We start from the raw sequence: 19,569 nt of genomic DNA on the forward strand, positions 1-19,569 counted from the left end.
TCCTCAATCTTCTTCCAGCCAGTTATAGTAAATACTTACATCGCGGGCTGGTGCTTGCTGCTCTGAACGTACTGCAGCTGCTGTAGGCCGCTGGTTCTCATGAAATGATTTACTTTCCTTGCGAGCCTGGTCTACGGATCGGATACCTTTACGCTTCCATTCACGCAAAATACGATCTATATAGCGGAAATTCAATTTACTCATCAGTACTGCTTCTCGCAAAGCAGCTTTAATGAGGGATGGCGGCTGCATGTCTTCATCGAGCCATAATGTGACCGTTTCGATTTCAAAAGGTGACAATGGACGGCCGAATTCCTGCTCAAAAAGAATGAATATTGCAGCCTCTTCTTCTTTGTCTGTATTCTTTTCAGGTTCAGGATACACGGTTTCTGCAAACGCGAGATGCCATAATCCGTTCAGACTGTAAGCTTGGCTTCGCACATTTTCTTCCTGCACATCTTCAATCTGCAGCATATTACGCTGAACCAGCTTGCGTAAAACTAAGGCTACATCTCTTTCGGAAAGCGTTACTTTTTTGGCAAGTTGATCTGTAGTCGGAAACATGATACCTTGCTGCTGGAAAAAGCAAATATGCAAAATGACCATCATTTCCGTTTCATTCAAGCCAAGGGATACATATCTATTCATCAAAATACCGGGAAAGGAAAATGGATTTCCCAGCATTCGTTGGTAATTCAAGTCGTTATTCATCTGGGTTCTCCTTCCATTAATAGGACAATCCCTCGTCATTCGACAAGGGATCGTCAGGTAATCTATTTATTATGGGTATAGACGGTTCAAAAGACGTGGGAATGGTATAGTTTCGCGAACGTGCTCCACTCCGGAAAGCCAAGCAACTGTCCGCTCCAGACCAAGACCAAAGCCTGAGTGTGGTACACTGCCGTACTTGCGTAATTCCAAGTACCAGTTGTACGCATCGCTAGTCAGATTATGTTCTTCGTAGCGTTTTTCCATCAATTCAAGATCATCGATACGCTGAGATCCGCCGATGATTTCGCCATAGCCTTCTGGAGCAATTAAATCTGCACAAAGCACGACATCTTCCCGATTCGGATCTGGCTTCATGTAGAATGCTTTGATTGCAGCTGGGTAATGCGTGATGAATACTGGCTTGTCGAAGCTTTCAGCAATCGCAGTCTCATGCGGTGCTCCGAAATCTTCGCCCCACTCAATATCATCAAACCCTTTTTCCTTCAGTAATTCGATAGCTTTGTCGTACGTGATGCGCGGGAATGGCGCGGTAACTTTAGCCAATTTCTCTGTATCGCGTCCAAGGATTTCAAGGTCCAGTTTGCAGTTCTTCAGTACAGAAGCAACTAGGTGGCTGATGTAGTTCTCCTGGATTTCCAAGCTTTCTTCATGTTCAACGAAAGCCATTTCCGGCTCAATCATCCAAAATTCGATCAAATGACGTCTAGTTTTGGATTTTTCTGCACGGAATGTCGGACCAAAGGAGAATACTTTGTTGAATGCCATTGCAGCTGCTTCCATGTAAAGCTGTCCGCTTTGTGATAGATATGCTTCTTCGTCGAAGTATTTTGTATGGAACAATTCCGTCGTACCTTCTGCAGAGGAACCTGTCAGAATTGGCGGATCGATTTTCGTATAGCCATTTTCATGGAAGTATTCATACGTTGCACGGATGATTTCATTACGGATTTTCATCACCGCATGCTGTTTTTGGGAACGAAGCCACAGATGGCGGTTGTCCATCAAGAATTCAGTTCCATGCTCTTTTGGTGTGATCGGGTAATCTGTTGCTGCATGGATTACTTCCACATCACTGACCTGGATTTCATAACCGAAGGAAGAACGGCTGTCCTCTACTACTTTTCCTGTAACATAAAGGGATGTTTCCTGTGTCATGTTCTTGGCTGTCTGGAACACTTCCTCAGATACGTCGCTTTTCACGACGACACCTTGTACAAATCCAGTTCCGTCACGCAGCTGTAAAAATGCAATTTTACCGCTGGAACGTTTATTGCGGAGCCACGCTCCGATTGTTACTTCTTCTCCTACATGCTCACTAAGCTTTGCGATAGTTGTCTTCAAAAAGAACCCTCCATTGTCTGTCCTACATATGTAGTTGTATTATTGATATTGGTTAGATAGAGCATAGCTTTCCAGCTGCTCGGTACCATCTAGTGTGTAATAACTGTAGCCGAGGCGATCCTGTCCATCGCGGAATGTAAATTCCCATGCTGGTGCATCATCGTACAATCCAAGCCGGACATCATCCAATTGACAGTCCGCTCCGCACGCTGACTGCCAGCTAGTTTCTGCTTGCTGTTCATCAGCAGTATCTGTTGTATAAATGATCTGCTTAGGATCCTTCTCGCCCTTTTTGACATAAGCGATAGCATCTTCTCCATCAGCTTGCTTGCCTTTGACGACATGATGCACATGTTCGCCATTGAAACGTGTCACTTCATCTGCGGTTTCTAGATCCGTATTATCAAGTGCAAAGTCCTCTGAAGCTTCAAAGCCCTCTGTTCGTGCATTTTGTGCTGTGCTATAAACGTATATACCGCAGCCGAGGACAATGATCAAAACTGCTAAAGCACTGAAAATTGTGATCTTTGCCCATTTAGGTACGGTAAATCGTGAATATCGCCGTATCATGATCTTCCTCATCCAATGCTAATCCGAACATTAAGTCCTTCTCTTTCAGTGTACGGTTCAGTGAGTCAACCAGCTTGTACAGGTCGCTGCTGTATTGTACACGTACAGTGGACAATGTCTCCATCTTATTATTTTCCATCATCGTTACCTCCGAGCAATTCATTTACATGATTTGTTACTCATAGAGATGGCTTTCTGCAGCAAACTAATGTATGTTGAGAAGCAATCCAATTCTTATTATACCAGTTGTACTGGTGTAATTCTAAGACGAGTTCAAAGTTTTTTCAACAAAAATCTTCCTTCTCCCCAGCAGTTGTGCGTCCTAGTGGCGCACTTTTTTTATAGCCATTCCTCTGCTAGCTCCAAAAGTTCAGCTGTACTCTTATAATGTGTAGGTACATCTGGTATCGAAGCCGTGAAGTAACTGCCATATCTTGTCTTCATCATCCTGTCATCACAAACGAACACAATCCCTCTATCACTGGATGACCGAATCAGCCTGCCGAATCCTTGCTTGAAGCGGATGACTGCATTAGGTAATGCAAGCTCCATAAAGGCATTCTTTCCTTCTGCCTTCAATTTGGCTGCCTTTGCTTCATAAATTGGATGATCTGGAGGCTGGAATGGCAGCCTTACAATGACGAGACAGCTTAAATCTTCACCAGGAATATCGACGCCTTCCCAGAATGAACTGGTTCCGAACAGGATGGCCTTCTTATTGCTTTGGAAATTCTTTTTCAGCCGATCACGACTGCCGCTCGTAATACCTTGGGCGATCAAAGTATAATCCTGATCCTCTGTCAGTTCCTTCACAAGTCCATAAGCTTTTTTCAGCATATCATAGGAAGTGAACAATACTAGCATCCGCCCATCCGTAATGGCAGCAAGGCTCAGAATCGATTCACAAACCGCATAAATGAAAGGATAGTTATCCTTGCCTCGGACATCCGGAAAATCATTTGGGACAAGCAGCTGTACTTGCTCCTGATAAGAATAAGGAGAATCGAAACGTCTTGTTACGGTTTGTTCATCCAAGCCTAGCTGTTCCTGAATGAAAGCAAACGATTGCTTCATTGTTAAAGTTGCACTTGTGAGCACAACACTCTTCTTTTCCGAAAAGAAATGTTCCAGTAGCAAATCTGCAATTTCTAATGGTTCACTGTACAAGTAAACAGCGTTGCGCGCGCCGTACATATCGACTTCTATCCATTTCACTTCCTCATCGTCATACATAAGGAACATCCGTTCAATCGCATCAATGATAGTCTGCAGCTGATCCACTGCATTCCGAATGGAATCAGCAATCTTTTTATCCCCCTGCTTATCAGCGGATTTTGTCAGCTGAAGCAAATGGTGGATACAGTCTCGCACACCAAATAATAATCTGTTGCTCATTTCAGCTATTACTAGGACCTGCTTTGTCTGCCGAACATCCTCGAGCCGCAGCTGTAATCTGCCGATGTCGTTGGTTCCGAGCTTCTTTTTATGCTGGGACAAGACAAAATCATGGATGTAGCGGAACATGTCATCTGCTTCTTCTTTCGTCTGATCCCATAAACTTTGCCAAATCAGCATCTCTGCTTGTGTATTTGGAAGCTCATCCGTTGCTGTCTCATATACTTTATTCGCATGAGACAGCATGTGGTGGATGCTGACGTAATCCAATGCCAATCCAAAATGCTTCGCGGCTGTCGCCTCGAAATGATGTGCCTCATCGATAATGGCTCGCTGATACGATGGTAGGAGCTGGTATTCTTCTTGCATATCACTGCAAAGCAGCGCATGGTTCGTCACGATCACATCTGCCTGCCATGCTGCTTTTTTTGCCCGCTGATAAAACGAACGGGAAAACCATGGCGAAAATGGATCTTGCGTATCCTCTGCATCCGCAGACATATGCAGGAAAAACCGCTTCCCGCTGGAAGGCAGATTCACTTCATCAATATCACCAGTTTCAGTCATTGTCAGCCATACAAGTAAAATCGCTTTTGTAAGTACGATATCATAATTATCATTTGCTGTTTGCTGAAGCTCTGATTCGAAGCGGCTGAGACTTAAATAATGCTGCTTTCCCTTCAGCAGTGCAGCTTTAAAGGAAAACGGCAGAATACGCTGTAAAAGCGGAATTTCCTTGTCCATCAATTGTGCCTGCAGCTGCGTCAAATGAGTGCTGATAACGATCCGACTCTTTTCTTTTACTGCTGTGTATACTGCTGGCATAAGATAAGCAAGTGATTTTCCAGTACCCGTTTCTGCTTCCAGGAGAGCGTGTTTATTTGATTGGAAAACATCAAAGATCTGTTCACTCATCTCCAGCTGACTTTTTCTCGGCTCATAGCCCTTCATTCCCTCTGAAAGCCAGCCACTCTTTTGATACAGCTGATCCGCTATCTCACCGAAAGACTGGGTAATAACAGATACAGTATCATTTTCTTCCTGGACTTTCCGAAATGCCAGCCCTCGATAAACCTCAAGCCCATCGTCTTGTGTATCCTCGAATGCAAGTTCCTCCAAACGGTACTCAAGTAAGCCGCGTAAATCGCTCTTCAATGAGCGTTCGAGTGTTAGTAGATGAGAAATTGTCTCATAAGGCAGCTTTCCTAGCTCATCAAGAAGAGACAGCAGGAGTTCTGCCGTTACAAGCGTATCGGACAGCGCACGGTGAGGCTGATCATGTTCAAAAGAAAGGTGCTCACTAAGAACGCTTAATTTGTAGCTCGGTGCCGTTGGCAGTAGGATACGCGCCAACTCGACCGTATCCAGCACTGGGCGCTGGATTGGAGTAAGTCCCGCCTCTTCCAGAGCGCTGTTCAGAAACCGCAAATCAAAATTCGCATTATGAGCGACCACATAGCTATCTTTGAAGAAAGCAGAAATCTCTTCTGCTACATCTTCAAATTGCGGAGCACCAGCTACATCTTCATCCGTAATACCTGTCAGTTGGGAGATGAAAGGTGGAATCGGCATACCGGGATCCAGCATCGTCTGAAATTGATCTGTGATCACACGTCCTTGGATGACGACAATCCCGACCTCTATGATTTTATCGCCATTCGACGGCGCATGTCCTGTTGTTTCAAGATCCACCACTACAAATTTTTCCATACTCCACCCTCCATACTGCTTAGAAAAGAAAGACTCTTATCACAGATAAGAGTCTTATCGTACGATTCTTTTATGCCGTTACATCATAACAGTAAGCGGCGGTTCTTCCTCGATGATTTCCTGAATTGTATTATCTTCGTTCATCAGGGCGATCTTTGGCTTGAAGTCAGCCAGTTCTTCTTCAGATAGCATGGCATAGGAAACGATGATAACTACATCATCTTTTTGTACAAGACGTGCAGCTGCACCGTTTAGGCAGATGACACCGCTATGCCGCTCACCGGGGATGACATATGTTTCGAGACGAGCTCCATTATTATTGTTCACAATCTGCACTTTTTCATGAGGAAGTATGCCTACTTGTTCCAGAATGTGCGTATCGATCGTAATACTGCCAACATAATTCAAGTTTGCTTCCGTGACACGAGCACGATGTATCTTCGCCTTCATCATTGTGCGAAACATCTTATTATCCCCCTATATTAAAAACGGTCCATGATGGAGCCATCAGCTTCTAATACTAGATTGTCGATCAATCTTGCCTTGTCGAAATAGACAGCTGCAGCAATGATGATACGTGCATCTATTTCCCTGACAGGCTTCAAGGCCGGATATGACAAAATTTCAACGTAGTCTATTCTACCACTTGTTTGGCTGTTTATAAATTCTTTTACTGCAGATGCTACTTTTTCAGGATCCTTTGTTCCATCTTGGATGCTTTGTTTAGCTTGCTGCAGTGCGCGGTGAATAGCTGGAGCTTCTTGTCTCTCTTTCTCTGATAAATAGACGTTGCGGCTGCTTTTCGCTAATCCGTCTGCCTCGCGTACAGTCGGTACCGGAACCACTTCCAGCGGGAAATTAAGGTCGTGCACCAAAGCTTGTACAACTGCTACTTGCTGTGCATCCTTCAGCCCGAAATACGCTCTGTCCGGCTGAATTAAATGGAAAAGCTTCGATAAGACAGTAACCACACCATCAAAATGACCGGGTCTTGATCTGCCGCAGAGCACGTCTACTCTGTCAGCAACATGTAGTTTGATTGTACTGCTGCCTGGATACATGTCCGCTGCTTCTGGCATGAAGACGATATCGACGCCTTCTGCTTCCGCGATAGCCTGATCACGGACTGCATCTCGCGGATAAGTCTCAAAATCCTCGCCCTCACCAAATTGCAGCGGATTTACGAAAATGCTAAGCACGGTAATATCGTTCTCCGCCTTAGAGCGCTTCATCAAGGATTGATGCCCTTCATGCAAAAAGCCCATCGTCGCCACATAGCCAACTGATTTCTGCTCTTTCGCAAGCTGTGCCCTTTCTTGCTCTAACGCTTCTAGTGTCGAAATGATCTTCATATTCATTCTCCTAGTTTAGGTAATGCTGCTTCGTCCATTGTGAAGCTCTGATCGTCATTTGGAAAAATACTATTCCTTACATTTTCCCGATAAGTGGTGAAGACATCTGTGATAGTCTCGTTCAGGTCCGCATAGCTTACAGCAAATTTCGGCAGTCGATCTACTCCGTACCGGCTTACATCATGGAAAACGAGAACTTGGCCGTCAACATCGACACCAGCTCCTATTCCGATGACCGGGATGGAAATATCTTTAGCAATAAGCGCTGCTAACTGCTTCGGAACGCATTCCAGTACAACGGCAATCGCTCCGGCTGCTTCAACTTTGCGTGCATCCTCCAGCAGCTGTTTTGCTGTCTGTTCGTTTTTCCCTTGTACTTTATATCCACCGAGTATATGGACTGACTGCGGTGTCAGACCAAGATGACCGACAACCGGAATACCGCCTGTTGCTAATGCCTTGATGCTGTCTAGGATGACCTGATTTGCTCCTTCCAGCTTCAAAGCCTGTGCTCCGGTTTCCTGGAAGATGCGTTTCGCTTGCGGTATAGTTGCCTCAACCGATACATGATAAGTCATAAATGGCATATCTACTACAACAAACGTATCGTTTCCGCCGCGAGTGACGGCTTTTCCATGATGAATCATATCCTCCACTGTTACCGGGATGGTGGAGTCATATCCGAGTACGACCATACCTAATGAGTCGCCGACAAGGAGCATATCGATACCTGCCTGCTGCGCCAATTTTGCCGTTGGATAATCATAGGCAGTGACCATCGTAATTTTCTCGTTGTTTTCTTTCATCTTCTGAAAATCGAGTCTTGTTTTCATTTCGTTACTCCTCTCTCCATTCCAATTCAGCTGAATACAAACGCTGTGTACTGCCATCATCATTTTCAAGGATAAGCTCGCCGTCTTCCCCGATTCCCTTGAAAACTGCATAAAAGACAGTTGATGGAGTAGTTGCTTTCACACGGTGCCCGAGTCGTAAAGCATACTGCATCCATTCGTTCCTGATGATGTGGAAACCTTTTTTTATGTATAGCGAATAGACATCCTCGAACTCTTTCCAAATCAGATGAATGAGCTCTTGCCGCTTCCATTCCTTATCTGTCTCGATACGCAATGATGTTGCTTTATCGTGGATATCCGGCGCTATTTCCGCCGCAGTCTGATTGATGTTGATTCCGATACCCAGTACGATATGCTGAATATAATCCTGCTCTGCCTGCATCTCGGTCAGTATTCCAGCGAGCTTCTTGCCGCCCAGATAGATATCATTCGGCCATTTAATGCTAGCATCAATATCGTTCTGGCGGAATACGCGTGTGATGGCAACTGCTGCAGCCAACGTCAGCTGTGCTGCTTCCCGGGGTCCGAATTCAGGCCGGATGATTAAACTCATCCATATACCGGTTCCGGCTGGTGAATGCCAACTGCGTCCTTTTGTTCCCTTACCGCTTGTCTGCTGATCAGCGATGACAACAGTACCGTGAACTGCACCTTGATCCGCCAAAGATTTCGCCAAAACTTGGGTAGAATCAAGCTCTTCTTCAAAGATGATCTTGCGTCCGATCCATTCCGTATCCAGCTTCCAGTTCAGCGTATTTTTGCTGAGTTTGTCCGGCGATCGCTTAACTTGGTATCCTTTACGAGGAACAGCATCTATTTCATAGCCGTCTGCTTCCAACGCTTTCATATGCTTCCAGACTGCTGCCCTTGAGATACCGAGCTGTTCGGATAGGTTCTGGCCAGAAACATACGACGTCTTATGTTCCTGGAGAATTCTTATAAGACGATTACGTGTCGTGTCCATGGTAGACCCACTCCTTCAGCTGTTCTTTATCATTTGGCACCCTGTTTTCCACCACAGCTTTCTCCGCAGCGAGCAGCAGATCACGGATCCAGCTTCCTTTCTTTCTTTCTGGGAACCAGCTGATCAAGTCTGAACCGGAAATAGCCAATTCCGAACTATTTCGAATCGGAAGTGAATTTCTCAAAGTTGATAACTCATCCTGAATATCTATTTCCTTATAAATTTTCACAAGACGGCAGTAGCCAGTATCCAGATGAACTGGCAACTGATATACCGCCCATGCATCCAGGTCGCTTTGCAGTATGCGCACCAAATTTTGAGCGTCTTGTTTAACAGCATTGGAGAGCTTCCACTCTTTTACCCAATCAAGCACTGGCCTTGTGCTTAATAAAGAACAAAGCGCGACCCATTCTGCTAAACTGCCGAGAGGCACCATTTTGTTGGAAAGCTCACCCATTAGCTCAGGGTGATCCTTAAAAATCGGCATTGCTTCCCATAATCCCGAATCCTGCAGGAGCTGCACAGCTGTCTTCACATGTTTGCCGCGGCATAATTTCTCCATTTCAATCGCTATACGTTCAATTGCAATTCGTGCTAACCACAGACGCTGGTCCTCCATCACTTTTCGTGCATCATAATCCAATTTGTACCCTAGCTGAGAAACAAACCGGACACCGCGCATCATACGCAGAGGGTCTTCTTGAAAACGATCAAAGGCTTTGCCTACCGTAACAAGCTCCTTCTTTTCGATAGCGCTCCTGCCATCGAAAGGATCCACTAACTCCCCTGTTCTGGCCATCGCAATCGCATTAACTGTATAATCACGACGTGCAAGATCAGCTGTTACATCCGTCACAAAGTTCACGCTATCAGGATGCCGGTAATCAGAATATGCGCCTTCTGTTCGGAAGGTTGTAATTTCGAAGCTTTCCTGCTCAAAGCGCACAAGAACAGTTCCATGTTCGATACCAATTGGTATGACTTTATCAAAGACTTTTATTACCTGATCCGGCGTAGCTGATGTAGCAATATCCAAATCGCCGACAGCTTTTCCGATAAGGTAATCCCTCACCGCTCCTCCGACCAGATATGCTTCATAACCATGCTGTTCGAGTTGCTGTATGACCCGGAAGGCTTTTTCAAATATCTTCATTGCAAAACCTCTTCATATATTGCTTCGTATTGAGCAACAATTTGATCAGAATGGAAGTTTTCCGCAGCATAATGAATGGATGCTTCGGAAAATTGCTGCCACAGCTTTTCATTTGTCAGCAAATCCATTGCAAAGGAACCCATTTGCTCTACATCTCCCAGCTGCGTTATAAAACCATTCTTACCGTGCTGGATAACTTCTGGTATGCCGCCGACATCTGTTCCGATACACGGCACCCCACAGGCCATTGCTTCTAAAAGAACCAAACCAAAGCTCTCTTTTTCAGAAGGAAGCAGCATGATGTCCGCCATATTTAACAGGGCAGCAACATTATTACGCTTACCTAAGAAAAGTACTTTATCTTCAAGACCGCGCTGCTGCACATCTCGCAGAATATCTGAATACTCGGGTCCGTCCCCAATCAGCATCAGCTTGGCATCCAGCTTCTCCTGTACATACGAAAAAACCTGTACAACATCCTGTACACGTTTCACTTTACGGAAATTGCTTATATGTACGAGTACTTTATCATCTTCCTTGATACCGAATTGCTGCCTTATGTCACGCACATCAGCCGGACGATACACTTCTTCATCGACAAAGTTGTAGACAACGTCGATTGCGCTAGTGACATCAAGCATTTCTCTTGTTTGCTTTACGAGACTTTGTGATACCGCTGTGACGACATCACTCTCTTCAATTGCATGAATGATCATTTTGCGCAGTCCATTATCAATTCCAAGCACCGTAATATCCGTTCCGTGCAGGGTTGTGACAATCTTTACATCCCGCTTGGCAATTGCCTTAGCTAAAATCGCACATATAGCATGCGGAACAGCATAATGGACATGCAGAATATCGAGCTGTTCTTCGTCGATTACTTCAGCCATTTTATTAGCCAGCACCAAATCGTATGGCGGGTATTGGAAGACAGGATAATGACTCATCTCGACTTCATGGAAAAATACATTCGGAAGCAGCATATCCAGCCGGAAAGGGACACTGGATGTAATGAAATGAATGTCATGTCCCTTTTTAGCTAGTTTTTTCCCGAGTTCTGTTGCAATGACGCCCGATCCGCCAAGCGTCGGATAACAAGTGATACCGATTTTCAGCTTTTTCATAGCTCCGGCTCACGATCGCGTATGATCTTGCGCCAATCGAAATCTCCACGGTCCAATCCGCGAATAAATATTTCGGCCGCTGCCAGATTGGTTGCCAGCGGAATACGATGCACATCACATAAGCGCATTAGTGCACTTACATCAGGTTCATGCGGCTGGGCAGTGAGTGGATCCCTGAAAAAGATAATCAGATCCATTTGATTCGTTGCGATCCTTGCACCAATCTGCTGATCGCCTCCAAGCGGGCCCGATTGGAACAATTCCACAGGTAATCCTGTTGCTTCTTTGATGCGAGTGCCTGTCGTGCCTGTAGCATACAGGGTATGTTTCTTCAGCATTTCTTTATATGCGACCGTAAAACGGACCATCTCAGGTTTTTTCTTATCATGGGCAATTAAAGCAATATGCATGTCTATCGCCTCATTCCAATATATTTTCTAATCCGTATGCTAGTATGTCCATCTTCATGACACGGTCCACTGCCAGCTCTACACCTGACATAAAGGATGCGCGGTTGAAACTATCATGTTTAACTGTGAATTGCTCGCCTGGTGCACCGAAAATAACTTCTTGGTGTGCAACGAGTCCAGGGAGACGGACACTATGAATCCTCATGCCGTCCACATCTGCACCACGTGCTCCAGCTATCGTCTCTTTCTCATCCGGATGTCCTTGTTTTGCTGGTTCACGTACTTTCTGGATCAGCTGAGCTGTTTTCACAGCCGTACCGCTTGGGGCATCCAGTTTTTGATCATGATGCTTTTCAATAATTTCTACTGTTGGGAAGTATTTTGCTGCTTGCTTGGCGAATTGCATCATAAGTACTGCCCCAATTGCGAAGTTTGGTGCAATAATTGCTCCTATACCTTTTTCTTCACTAAGCTTCCCTAGCTCTTCTACTTGTTCTTCCGTAAAACCAGAAGTACCGACTACCGGACGCACACCATGTTCAATAGCGAGCTTCATATGTTTGTAGCCTGTTTCCGGAATGGTCAAGTCGATAAGTACATCTGCCTCTACTTCATCTAAACACGCCTCAGCATCTTCGTAAATGACCGCATCGCTCGCTGGCAATCCTTCGATATCACTGATCCGCTTTCCTCCGTTTTTTCGGTCAATTGCTGCCACTAGCTCAAAATGAGCCGTCCGATCGACAAGCTGCAATGCTTCTGATCCCATTCTGCCTCTTGGTCCCGCTACAATAATTTTAATCGTATCTTTAGTCATTATGTATGTCCTCCTGTGTCTTCTTCGTCCATCTGTCTTTATCCCTTGTTTCGAATTTCGTCATCGATTTTTCGAATGCTTCCGATAGATCGATATTCAAGGAATTAGCAAAGCATGTCATCACGAATATAATATCTCCGAGTTCATCTGCTACTGTATTAGCTTCTTCACTAGCTTTTTTCGGCTTTTCTCCATATGTATGGTTCACTTCCCTTGCAAGCTCTCCTACTTCTTCCGTCATTCTGGCAAGCATGCTGAGCGGTGAAAAATAACCTTCTTTAAATTGGGAAATATAAGCGTCGACACGTGCTTGTATTTCCTTTGTCGTATATGTAGTATTCATTCGCGATCTTCCTTTCGCTATATCATTACCATGTTAGCTTAAAAATACGGCATTTGACAAATGTTTTTACCTATCTGACAGATTTGTAGGGATAAGGATAGTTGTCTATAATATAGAAGGAATTGTCATCTTAGGAGGTAGATTATGTTCAGACTGCGTATAAAGAACATCCTGTTCATTCTGTTAGGCGCGGCTATCTTTTCGTTCGGTATCGTCCATTTCAATATCGCCAATAAACTTGGGGAAGGCGGATTCACCGGGATAACGCTTATTTTACTATTCGAATTCGATTGGGATCCAGCAATTATGAACCTGGTGCTGAATATTCCATTGTTCCTGATCGGCTGGAAGTTCCTTGGCCGGACAACTTTCGTTTATACAATCATCGGGACAGTGGCAGTTTCCTTGTTCCTGCGTTTATTCCAGACATATTCGTTTAATATTGACTTAGGTAACGATTTGCTGATTGCTTCACTTTTAGCTGGTGTATTCATAGGAGTCGGTCTCGGTATCATCTTCCGCTTCGGCGGTACAACCGGAGGAGTCGACATCATTGCCCGACTTGCTAACAAGTATGCCGGCTGGACGATGGGACGGACGATGTTTCTCTTTGATGCCGTTGTTATTGTTACATCGGTTCTTACCTATCTTGATCTGATCCGCGGTATGTATACACTCGTTGCTGTCTTCGTTGGCGCTAGAGTCATCGACTTTATCCAAGAAGGCGCCTACTCGGCAAGAGGTGCAACTATCATTTCGAGTCAGAGTGCAGATATAGCCAATCAGATACTAAAGCAAATGGACCGGGGTGTAACGGTCCTTGATGGCAGAGGAAGCTTCACAGGCGAAAAACGCGATGTGCTTTATTGTGTCGTCGCCCGGAACGAAATTGTCCGACTGAAAGCGATTATCACCTCAGTCGATCCACATGCCTTTGTCGCCCTTAGCGAGGTGCATGATGTCATGGGAGAAGGATTTACACTGGATGAAAATAAAAAACCGTATAATACCGACTGACGTTTTGCATGCATTTTGATACTTGAATTGGTAAAGTGGAGAAGAATAAACGAGAGAGGTGAGATCGTGGAACTTACTGGAAAGAAAATACTATCGTTTGTCAGTGATGATTTCGAGGATCTGGAATTGTGGTATCCAATACTTCGGCTGCGCGAAGCAGGAGCGGAAGTGTATTTAGCTGGTGAGTCAGCAAATACTGTTTATAAAGGAAAGTATGGGGTTCCAGCAACTTCTGATTTGACGTTTGATGAAGTTGATCCGAATCAATATGATGCCTTGCTCGTCCCTGGCGGATGGTCACCGGATAAACTTCGCCGCTATCACAGTGTATTGGAAGTCACCCGTCATTTCCACACACATAAGAAAGCAATCGGTCAAATCTGCCATGCCGGGTGGGTGCTTATCTCTGCCGGCATATTGGAAGGTGTAAATGTCACTAGTACTCCTGGAATAAAAGACGACATGACGAATGCAGGAGCGATATGGCATGATGAAGCTGTTGTCGTAGACGGTCATATTGTCAGCAGCAGACGGCCGCCTGATCTGCCCGACTACCTCCGAGAGTTGATCAAGGTCATACAAGCACAATAAAAAAGGCATCCCTCGGGATGCCTTTTGTTAATCTTCGTTATTGCTGACAAAGAACATAAGGATGAAGCGTACAAGCTCGGCTACAGCTACTAGAGCTGCCGCAACGTAAGTCATTGCTGCCGCGTTCAAAACCTTTTTAGTTGAGCGCTCTTCATCGTTCCGGATGATTCCTGTTGAAACCAATTGTGTCATTGCACGGTTAGAAGCATTGAACTCAACCGGCAGAGTAACAACCTGGAACAATACCGCGATAGCAAAGAACGCAATACCAAGTCCGACGAATTGAAGGGATCCAAAGATAGCACCTGCTATGATAAGGAACATGGAAAGGTTGCTGCCCCATGCAGCTGCCGGAGCAAGAGCTGTACGGAACTTCAGGAATCCGTATCCTTCTGCGTGCTGAATTGCGTGTCCAACCTCGTGGGCGGAAACCGCTGCTGCAGCCATGCTGTGACCATGGTAGTTGTCAGTGGATAAACGAACTACTTTATGACGCGGGTCATAGTGATCAGATAACATACCGCGTGTTTCTTCAATTTGCACATCATATATTCCATTATCATCTAAAATCTTTCTTGCGACCTGTGCACCTGTCATTAGAGATGACGTTTCTACTTTCGAATACTTCTTATACGTGCTTTTTACCTTCGATTGAGCCCATAAAGGGATAATCAGAAGAAGTGCTATATAGATTATATAAGCACCTAGTGACATATACATTCCTCCATAAAAATATTTGGAACTTATTAAGGTCAATTTTAGTCAAAAATTCGAAAAAAATCAACTATTAGGATCGTTGTTCACACTTTTGTCATTTTCAGCTCGATACTTCTTATAACCAACATAAACAAGTGTTCCTACAATGCTTGCACTAATACCAAGTATTCCCCAGAATCGTCCTGTTCCATAACTGTTTTTATCAGGTACGGTAACACTGTACAAATATGCAGGCAGTGCTTCGAACTGTTGATCAAACGTTTGACCTGTTTTGTCGGAAGATGACGACAGAGCCTCTGTATGCGGCTGCAGAAGTAGTTCAGCAAGATTGGCAAGTACAAAAAAAGAGGCTGTCAGAACAATGACGAGAAGCAGCTTTTTCATAAGCATCCCCTCTTTTTTAAATGTTCCTACAGCCTATGCTTAAAAACGTATTTGTATGTCGGTATGTGCCTTATTTGTTTAGATTTCGTAAAGAAGATTTCCGCTGCGTGGCTATGTATCCAACCAGGATGGAAACGATACTGAGCCAGAAAGTGAAATAGCCGATATTATCGCTATAATCCATCAAGTTGCCGTAAATAGGCATCATGTCGAATACATAATCGATGATATCATTATGTAATACGACGATGGCAGCTACAGCAAGATGCCGTAACTTCACTCGGTAAAGCGGTGCATACAAAAGACCTTGAATCGCCATTCCCAAATGAGAGGCAATCAGCATATACCCCTGCCAGGAAAGTGACCCTGCTACGGCTATGGTGAGCAAATTCATGACGACCGCCCATATACCGTATTTGAATAATGAAACAACTGCCAGCGCTTCGATATAGCCATTTTGTCTTCCAATCAGGTATAACCCAAGGAAGATAGTGAAGAAGAGACTGGCTGTCGGGCTATCCGGTACAAAGGGAAGGAAAATCGCCGGTGTAATCTCAAGCTGCCAGCCATACCATATGTACCCATAGATCGTCCCAATAAGATTAATGATAAACAATATCAGCATGCTGTAACGGTGAAATAGAAGACGATACATTCTGTGTATTTCCTTTCATGGAGTATTTTCTTTTATGTATTCCAGCCTGCTTCTTAATAAGCAGTCACTTTATTTTAGCAGAATCTCTCTTCTCTATTGGAATTTTCAACTAGAAAGATAAAAAAATAGATGCGCTGTTATAGCGCATCCAGTTAAATATGTTCAATTGTGTCTTCAGCTTCTTCTTTCAATTGTCGCATCGCCTTACTTAATAACCGGAATTTATCTTCGTCTCTCTTATCAAGAGCTAAATCAATTGCTTCTTGCAGCTTCTTCTTCTTGTATTGATGGTGTGACGCATCAAGAAGTTTCGCTGCCAGCTGCCGGTCTTCTTTCGTCACATAATGATCTTCCGGCAAGAAAGGATTGTCTTCCAGCACTGCGACATATTCCATACTTTGATGGGAATTCTTGAAATTGAGTTGAATATAGACAGGGTCTTTCTTGTTCATGCGAATATCATGGAATGATTTCTCTGCATCGGTTGTAACGATGTTGTCCTTGTAGAAACGGAACGGCACTTCTTCAGAACAATGGGCGGATATGATGATTCCTCTGGGACTGAATCTTGCTTCACGGATGAAATGCACATTATCAAGAAACGAATCATGATTGATCAAGTAGTTCAAGATCCAGACACTTTCCCTGCGCTTCAATTGGTAATTATCTAAGAACCAGCGAATGAACGTCTTCTTATCCTGCATGGTAACGGAAATATTCATATGTGCCCCCTCCCAGAAAGCGAAATGATTTCAATTCAATGCATTTATTGAGACAAGAGCCGGTTGATATTCTCCTCTACTTCGATATCTGATGGCTCCAGGCGAAGATACTCTTTTAGTATTTCGACAGCCTCTTGCATCCTCCCTTCTTCCAATAGGAAATATCCGTATTCTTTTAGAAAATCGCTATCATCTTTGAAGTTAGTATATGCTTCCCCATATGCCTTTAATGCCTCATCAAACATTTCAGTTTCATTATAGGCACGCGCAAGCTCCCAACGGTACGCTGCATCTTCTTCATCTGTCTCCAGGATATGCGTCAATAATTCGATGATAGCCTCGTGGTCTTCATCCAGCTTGAAATTCTCAATCAAATAGAGAATCGCTTCTTTATAACCCGGGTCGAGTGCAATTGCATGACGAATAAGGAAATAGCTGCGATCATTTTTGCCAAGCTGTCTTGCAAGACGGCCAGCAGTGAAATAGAGCTTCTGGTTATACTCATCCAATGACAATCCTTTTTCTGCCGTTTCGAATGCCTTCTCCATCAAGCCCTCTTCTTCATAGGCCTTGGCAAGATACTCATAGACAGACAGATAATCCGCTTCCTCTTTAAGAAGTTTCTCCCATGTACTGATAGCAATATCATATCTGGCTAGCTTGAAGGCCGTGAACCCAAAACTGAACAGCTGTTCCACATCATCGACATCGGTTTCCTGGTAATAAGTCAATGCTTTCTCGAATTCACCTGTAGCAGCATAAGCTTCTGCGAGGCGAAGGGCGATATCGATATCACCCATGGCAGTCTGCTTTTCGTAGACTTTTTCATAATAAGTGATTGCTTTCAAGTAGGATGCAGTCGATAAAGCAAGCTCTCCTAATGCCAAATCAATGACAGGTTCAGATGGGTCGAATCGTTTTGCTGCCAGCAGTTTTTGCTCAGCGACTTCAAATAAACCTTGTGCCTCATACAAATCAGCAAGCTGCATTTGAGCTGGGATAAAATAGTCCTCATCCTCCACAATCTGATCAAGCTTATCAATTGCTTCCTGGTCTTCATTCAGATCAATGAAAAGTTCAGCAAGCATCATCTTAAGCTCCATTTCATCCGGGAACATTTGCTCGAGCTGAAGCAGGACTGCTTTTGCTTCTTCATGCATGCCCCACTGCATATATAATTCTGCTATCGTGAATTTCTCTTCCTCATTGGCAGCCGGTAAATAAGCCTCTAATGTATCCACCGCTTCTTGTGGCTGATCATTCTCCATATAAGATATTGCTTTTCTAATTTCTTCCATTTTCCACACTTCCTTCTATTTACACGCCTCTCGGCTTATCGATCTGTCTTCAGTGTAACCTAAAGCAATAGCTTTAGAACAGCAAAAAAGTCTGATTCCCGTTTGGGAATCAGACATAATCAATCCTGCAGCGCACGTAGATCCGCAAAAAATGATGGGTAAGAGATATTGATGCTGTCAGCATCACTTAGTACTGTCTCCCCTTTTGCAATCAAACTGGCAATAGCAATCATCATACCGATTCGGTGATCACCGAAAGAATCAGCAGTTGCACCCGTAAGGGATTGATTTCCAGAAATTTTCATTCCATCAGGTGTCGATTCCACTTCAGCACCAAAACTCCGCAGTGTAGCTGCTATCGCCTCGATTCGATCGGTTTCCTTGAAACGAAGTTCCTCCGCATCCTTGATGATTGTTTCCCCATCAGCCTGTGTTGCCAGTAATGCCAAGATAGGCAGCTCATCGATAAGCCGGGGAATGATGTTTCCGCCAATCTCTGTACCTTTCAAAGGACGATATCGTATTGTGATATCTCCGATTCGCTCACCAGCTTGAATGTCATGCTCTATGATTTCCATATCGGCACCCATTTGCTGCAGCACATCCAAAATGCCAGTACGTGTTTCGTTCAAACCGGTATTCGTTAGTATGATTTCACTGCCTGGAACAAGACATGCAGCAACAAGGAAGAAAGCAGCCGAGGATATATCTCCGGGAACATAGACATCCGTTCCAATGAGCTGCTGACCGCCTTGAACTTTGACAGTCGTACCTGTTACATCAATACTTGCTCCAAAGCTTTTCAGCATCTGTTCGGTATGATCCCTCGTCTTGACATCTTCCGAAATCTGTGTTTCGCCGTCTGCCAATAAACCTGCAAGCAGCAAAGCTGATTTCACTTGTGCACTTTTTACTGGGGTGTGGTATGTAAGAGCTGAGAGATTTTGTCCGTCAATGGCCAGCGGCAAATATTTCCCTTGCTCACGCCCATTTATTTTTGCCCCCATCTGTCGCAAAGGAATCACAACACGATCCATCGGTCGTTTAGTAAGTGATGCATCCCCGTATGCTGTTATATGAAATGGCAAGGCTGCAAAAACACCAAGCAATAGGCGCGCCGTTGTTCCAGAATTACCAAAGTAAATCGGAACAGTCGGTTCTGTAAAGCTGTCTTTCCCTGCGCTATCGATGATAACCGTGTCCCCATCCTGTTCAATCGAGACACCAAGCGCTCGAAAAGCATCTATCGTCCGAAGACAATCTTCTCCAGTCAAGAAATGACGGACAGTAGTTTTTCCTTTGGACAAAGCACCGAAAATGATGCTTCGGTGGGAAACCGATTTATCGCCTGGTACGGTAATAGAACCAGAAAGTCCCTTTGCTGTAGGTTTGAGTCGTACATCTGTCACTGCTTCCACCT

General features: G+C 44.5%; 22 protein-coding genes. 2 read left to right on the plus strand and 20 right to left on the minus strand.

Annotated features, from left to right (window positions below; all coding sequences use genetic code 11):
* Positions 1–3 precede the first annotated feature (3 nt).
* From ABXS78_RS09225 to ABXS78_RS09290, 14 genes are all read right to left on the minus strand, one after another.
* Positions 4–711: a DnaD domain-containing protein gene (locus ABXS78_RS09225; protein ID WP_366249810.1), complete on the minus strand. Its 708-nt coding sequence runs from the start codon at positions 709–711 to the stop codon at positions 4–6.
* A gap of 69 nt (positions 712–780) precedes the next feature.
* Positions 781–2,073, minus strand: coding sequence for an asparagine--tRNA ligase (gene asnS, locus ABXS78_RS09230; protein WP_095222684.1), 1,293 nt, complete (start codon positions 2,071–2,073; stop codon positions 781–783).
* A gap of 39 nt (positions 2,074–2,112) precedes the next feature.
* Entirely contained in the window at positions 2,113–2,643 is a 531-nt protein-coding gene (locus tag ABXS78_RS09235) for a DUF5590 domain-containing protein (protein ID WP_366249811.1), read from the minus strand.
* Positions 2,609–2,782, minus strand: a complete 174-nt coding sequence (locus ABXS78_RS09240; protein ID WP_093728373.1) for a YpmA family protein — start codon at positions 2,780–2,782, stop codon at positions 2,609–2,611. Before ABXS78_RS09240 ends, ABXS78_RS09235 begins: the two co-directional genes overlap by 35 nt.
* Positions 2,783–2,982: 200 nt before the next feature.
* The gene (gene dinG / locus ABXS78_RS09245) at positions 2,983–5,748 is read right to left on the minus strand and encodes an ATP-dependent DNA helicase DinG (RefSeq protein WP_366249812.1); all 2,766 of its coding nucleotides are present in this window, start codon (positions 5,746–5,748) and stop codon (positions 2,983–2,985) included.
* A 78-nt stretch (positions 5,749–5,826) separates the two neighbouring features.
* Positions 5,827–6,213, minus strand: a complete 387-nt coding sequence (panD, locus tag ABXS78_RS09250; RefSeq protein ID WP_038560856.1) for an aspartate 1-decarboxylase — start codon at positions 6,211–6,213, stop codon at positions 5,827–5,829.
* 17 nt (positions 6,214–6,230) lie between these two features.
* A complete protein-coding gene (panC, locus tag ABXS78_RS09255) occupies positions 6,231–7,100 on the minus strand; it encodes a pantoate--beta-alanine ligase (RefSeq protein WP_366249813.1) in 870 nt (289 codons plus the stop codon).
* Between the two features lie 2 nt (positions 7,101–7,102).
* Positions 7,103–7,933 (minus strand): 3-methyl-2-oxobutanoate hydroxymethyltransferase, encoded by an 831-nt coding sequence (gene panB / locus ABXS78_RS09260; protein ID WP_366249814.1) that lies wholly within the window; start codon positions 7,931–7,933, stop codon positions 7,103–7,105.
* 4 nt (positions 7,934–7,937) lie between these two features.
* The gene (locus ABXS78_RS09265) at positions 7,938–8,918 is read right to left on the minus strand and encodes a biotin--[acetyl-CoA-carboxylase] ligase (RefSeq protein ID WP_366249815.1); all 981 of its coding nucleotides are present in this window, start codon (positions 8,916–8,918) and stop codon (positions 7,938–7,940) included.
* Entirely contained in the window at positions 8,902–10,071 is a 1,170-nt protein-coding gene (locus tag ABXS78_RS09270; protein WP_366249816.1) for a CCA tRNA nucleotidyltransferase, read from the minus strand. Before ABXS78_RS09270 ends, ABXS78_RS09265 begins: the two co-directional genes overlap by 17 nt.
* Positions 10,068–11,195 (minus strand): N-acetyl-alpha-D-glucosaminyl L-malate synthase BshA, encoded by a 1,128-nt coding sequence (gene bshA, locus ABXS78_RS09275; RefSeq protein WP_366249817.1) that lies wholly within the window; start codon positions 11,193–11,195, stop codon positions 10,068–10,070. Before bshA ends, ABXS78_RS09270 begins: the two co-directional genes overlap by 4 nt.
* Positions 11,192–11,605: a methylglyoxal synthase gene (gene mgsA / locus ABXS78_RS09280; protein ID WP_093728366.1), complete on the minus strand. Its 414-nt coding sequence runs from the start codon at positions 11,603–11,605 to the stop codon at positions 11,192–11,194. Before mgsA ends, bshA begins: the two co-directional genes overlap by 4 nt.
* Before the next feature lie 10 nt (positions 11,606–11,615).
* Positions 11,616–12,422 carry a 4-hydroxy-tetrahydrodipicolinate reductase gene (gene dapB / locus ABXS78_RS09285; protein WP_366249818.1) on the minus strand — a complete coding sequence of 269 codons (807 nt, stop codon included), beginning with the start codon at positions 12,420–12,422 and terminating at the stop codon, positions 11,616–11,618.
* Positions 12,415–12,765, minus strand: coding sequence for a nucleotide pyrophosphohydrolase (locus tag ABXS78_RS09290; RefSeq protein WP_366249819.1), 351 nt, complete (start codon positions 12,763–12,765; stop codon positions 12,415–12,417). Before ABXS78_RS09290 ends, dapB begins: the two co-directional genes overlap by 8 nt.
* 144 nt (positions 12,766–12,909) lie before the next feature.
* Between ABXS78_RS09290 and ABXS78_RS09295 the strand changes: the two genes are divergently transcribed.
* Positions 12,910–13,782 (plus strand): YitT family protein, encoded by an 873-nt coding sequence (locus ABXS78_RS09295; RefSeq protein ID WP_095222674.1) that lies wholly within the window; start codon positions 12,910–12,912, stop codon positions 13,780–13,782.
* A 66-nt stretch (positions 13,783–13,848) separates the two neighbouring features.
* Positions 13,849–14,373 (plus strand): type 1 glutamine amidotransferase domain-containing protein, encoded by a 525-nt coding sequence (locus ABXS78_RS09300; RefSeq protein WP_366249820.1) that lies wholly within the window; start codon positions 13,849–13,851, stop codon positions 14,371–14,373.
* 27 nt (positions 14,374–14,400) lie between these two features.
* Here ABXS78_RS09300 and ABXS78_RS09305 read toward each other — a convergent pair whose 3' ends face one another.
* From ABXS78_RS09305 to aroA, 6 genes are all read right to left on the minus strand, one after another.
* The gene (locus ABXS78_RS09305; RefSeq protein WP_095222671.1) at positions 14,401–15,087 is read right to left on the minus strand and encodes a zinc metallopeptidase; all 687 of its coding nucleotides are present in this window, start codon (positions 15,085–15,087) and stop codon (positions 14,401–14,403) included.
* A gap of 66 nt (positions 15,088–15,153) precedes the next feature.
* Positions 15,154–15,474 carry a sporulation protein YpjB gene (locus tag ABXS78_RS09310; RefSeq protein WP_366249821.1) on the minus strand — a complete coding sequence of 107 codons (321 nt, stop codon included), beginning with the start codon at positions 15,472–15,474 and terminating at the stop codon, positions 15,154–15,156.
* A 70-nt stretch (positions 15,475–15,544) separates the two neighbouring features.
* Positions 15,545–16,129 carry a DUF1405 domain-containing protein gene (locus tag ABXS78_RS09315; RefSeq protein WP_366249822.1) on the minus strand — a complete coding sequence of 195 codons (585 nt, stop codon included), beginning with the start codon at positions 16,127–16,129 and terminating at the stop codon, positions 15,545–15,547.
* Between the two features lie 152 nt (positions 16,130–16,281).
* Positions 16,282–16,851, minus strand: coding sequence for a ReoY family proteolytic degradation factor (locus ABXS78_RS09320; protein ID WP_095222668.1), 570 nt, complete (start codon positions 16,849–16,851; stop codon positions 16,282–16,284).
* Positions 16,852–16,895: 44 nt separating this feature from the next.
* Positions 16,896–18,149, minus strand: a complete 1,254-nt coding sequence (locus ABXS78_RS09325) for a tetratricopeptide repeat protein (protein ID WP_366249823.1) — start codon at positions 18,147–18,149, stop codon at positions 16,896–16,898.
* 119 nt (positions 18,150–18,268) lie between these two features.
* Positions 18,269–19,558: a 3-phosphoshikimate 1-carboxyvinyltransferase gene (aroA, locus tag ABXS78_RS09330; RefSeq protein WP_366249824.1), complete on the minus strand. Its 1,290-nt coding sequence runs from the start codon at positions 19,556–19,558 to the stop codon at positions 18,269–18,271.
* Positions 19,559–19,569 lie beyond the last annotated feature (11 nt).

Origin of the sequence: Terribacillus aidingensis, from assembly GCF_040703035.1 — a bacterium.
In the GTDB taxonomy this organism is placed as follows: domain Bacteria; phylum Bacillota; class Bacilli; order Bacillales; family Amphibacillaceae; genus Terribacillus.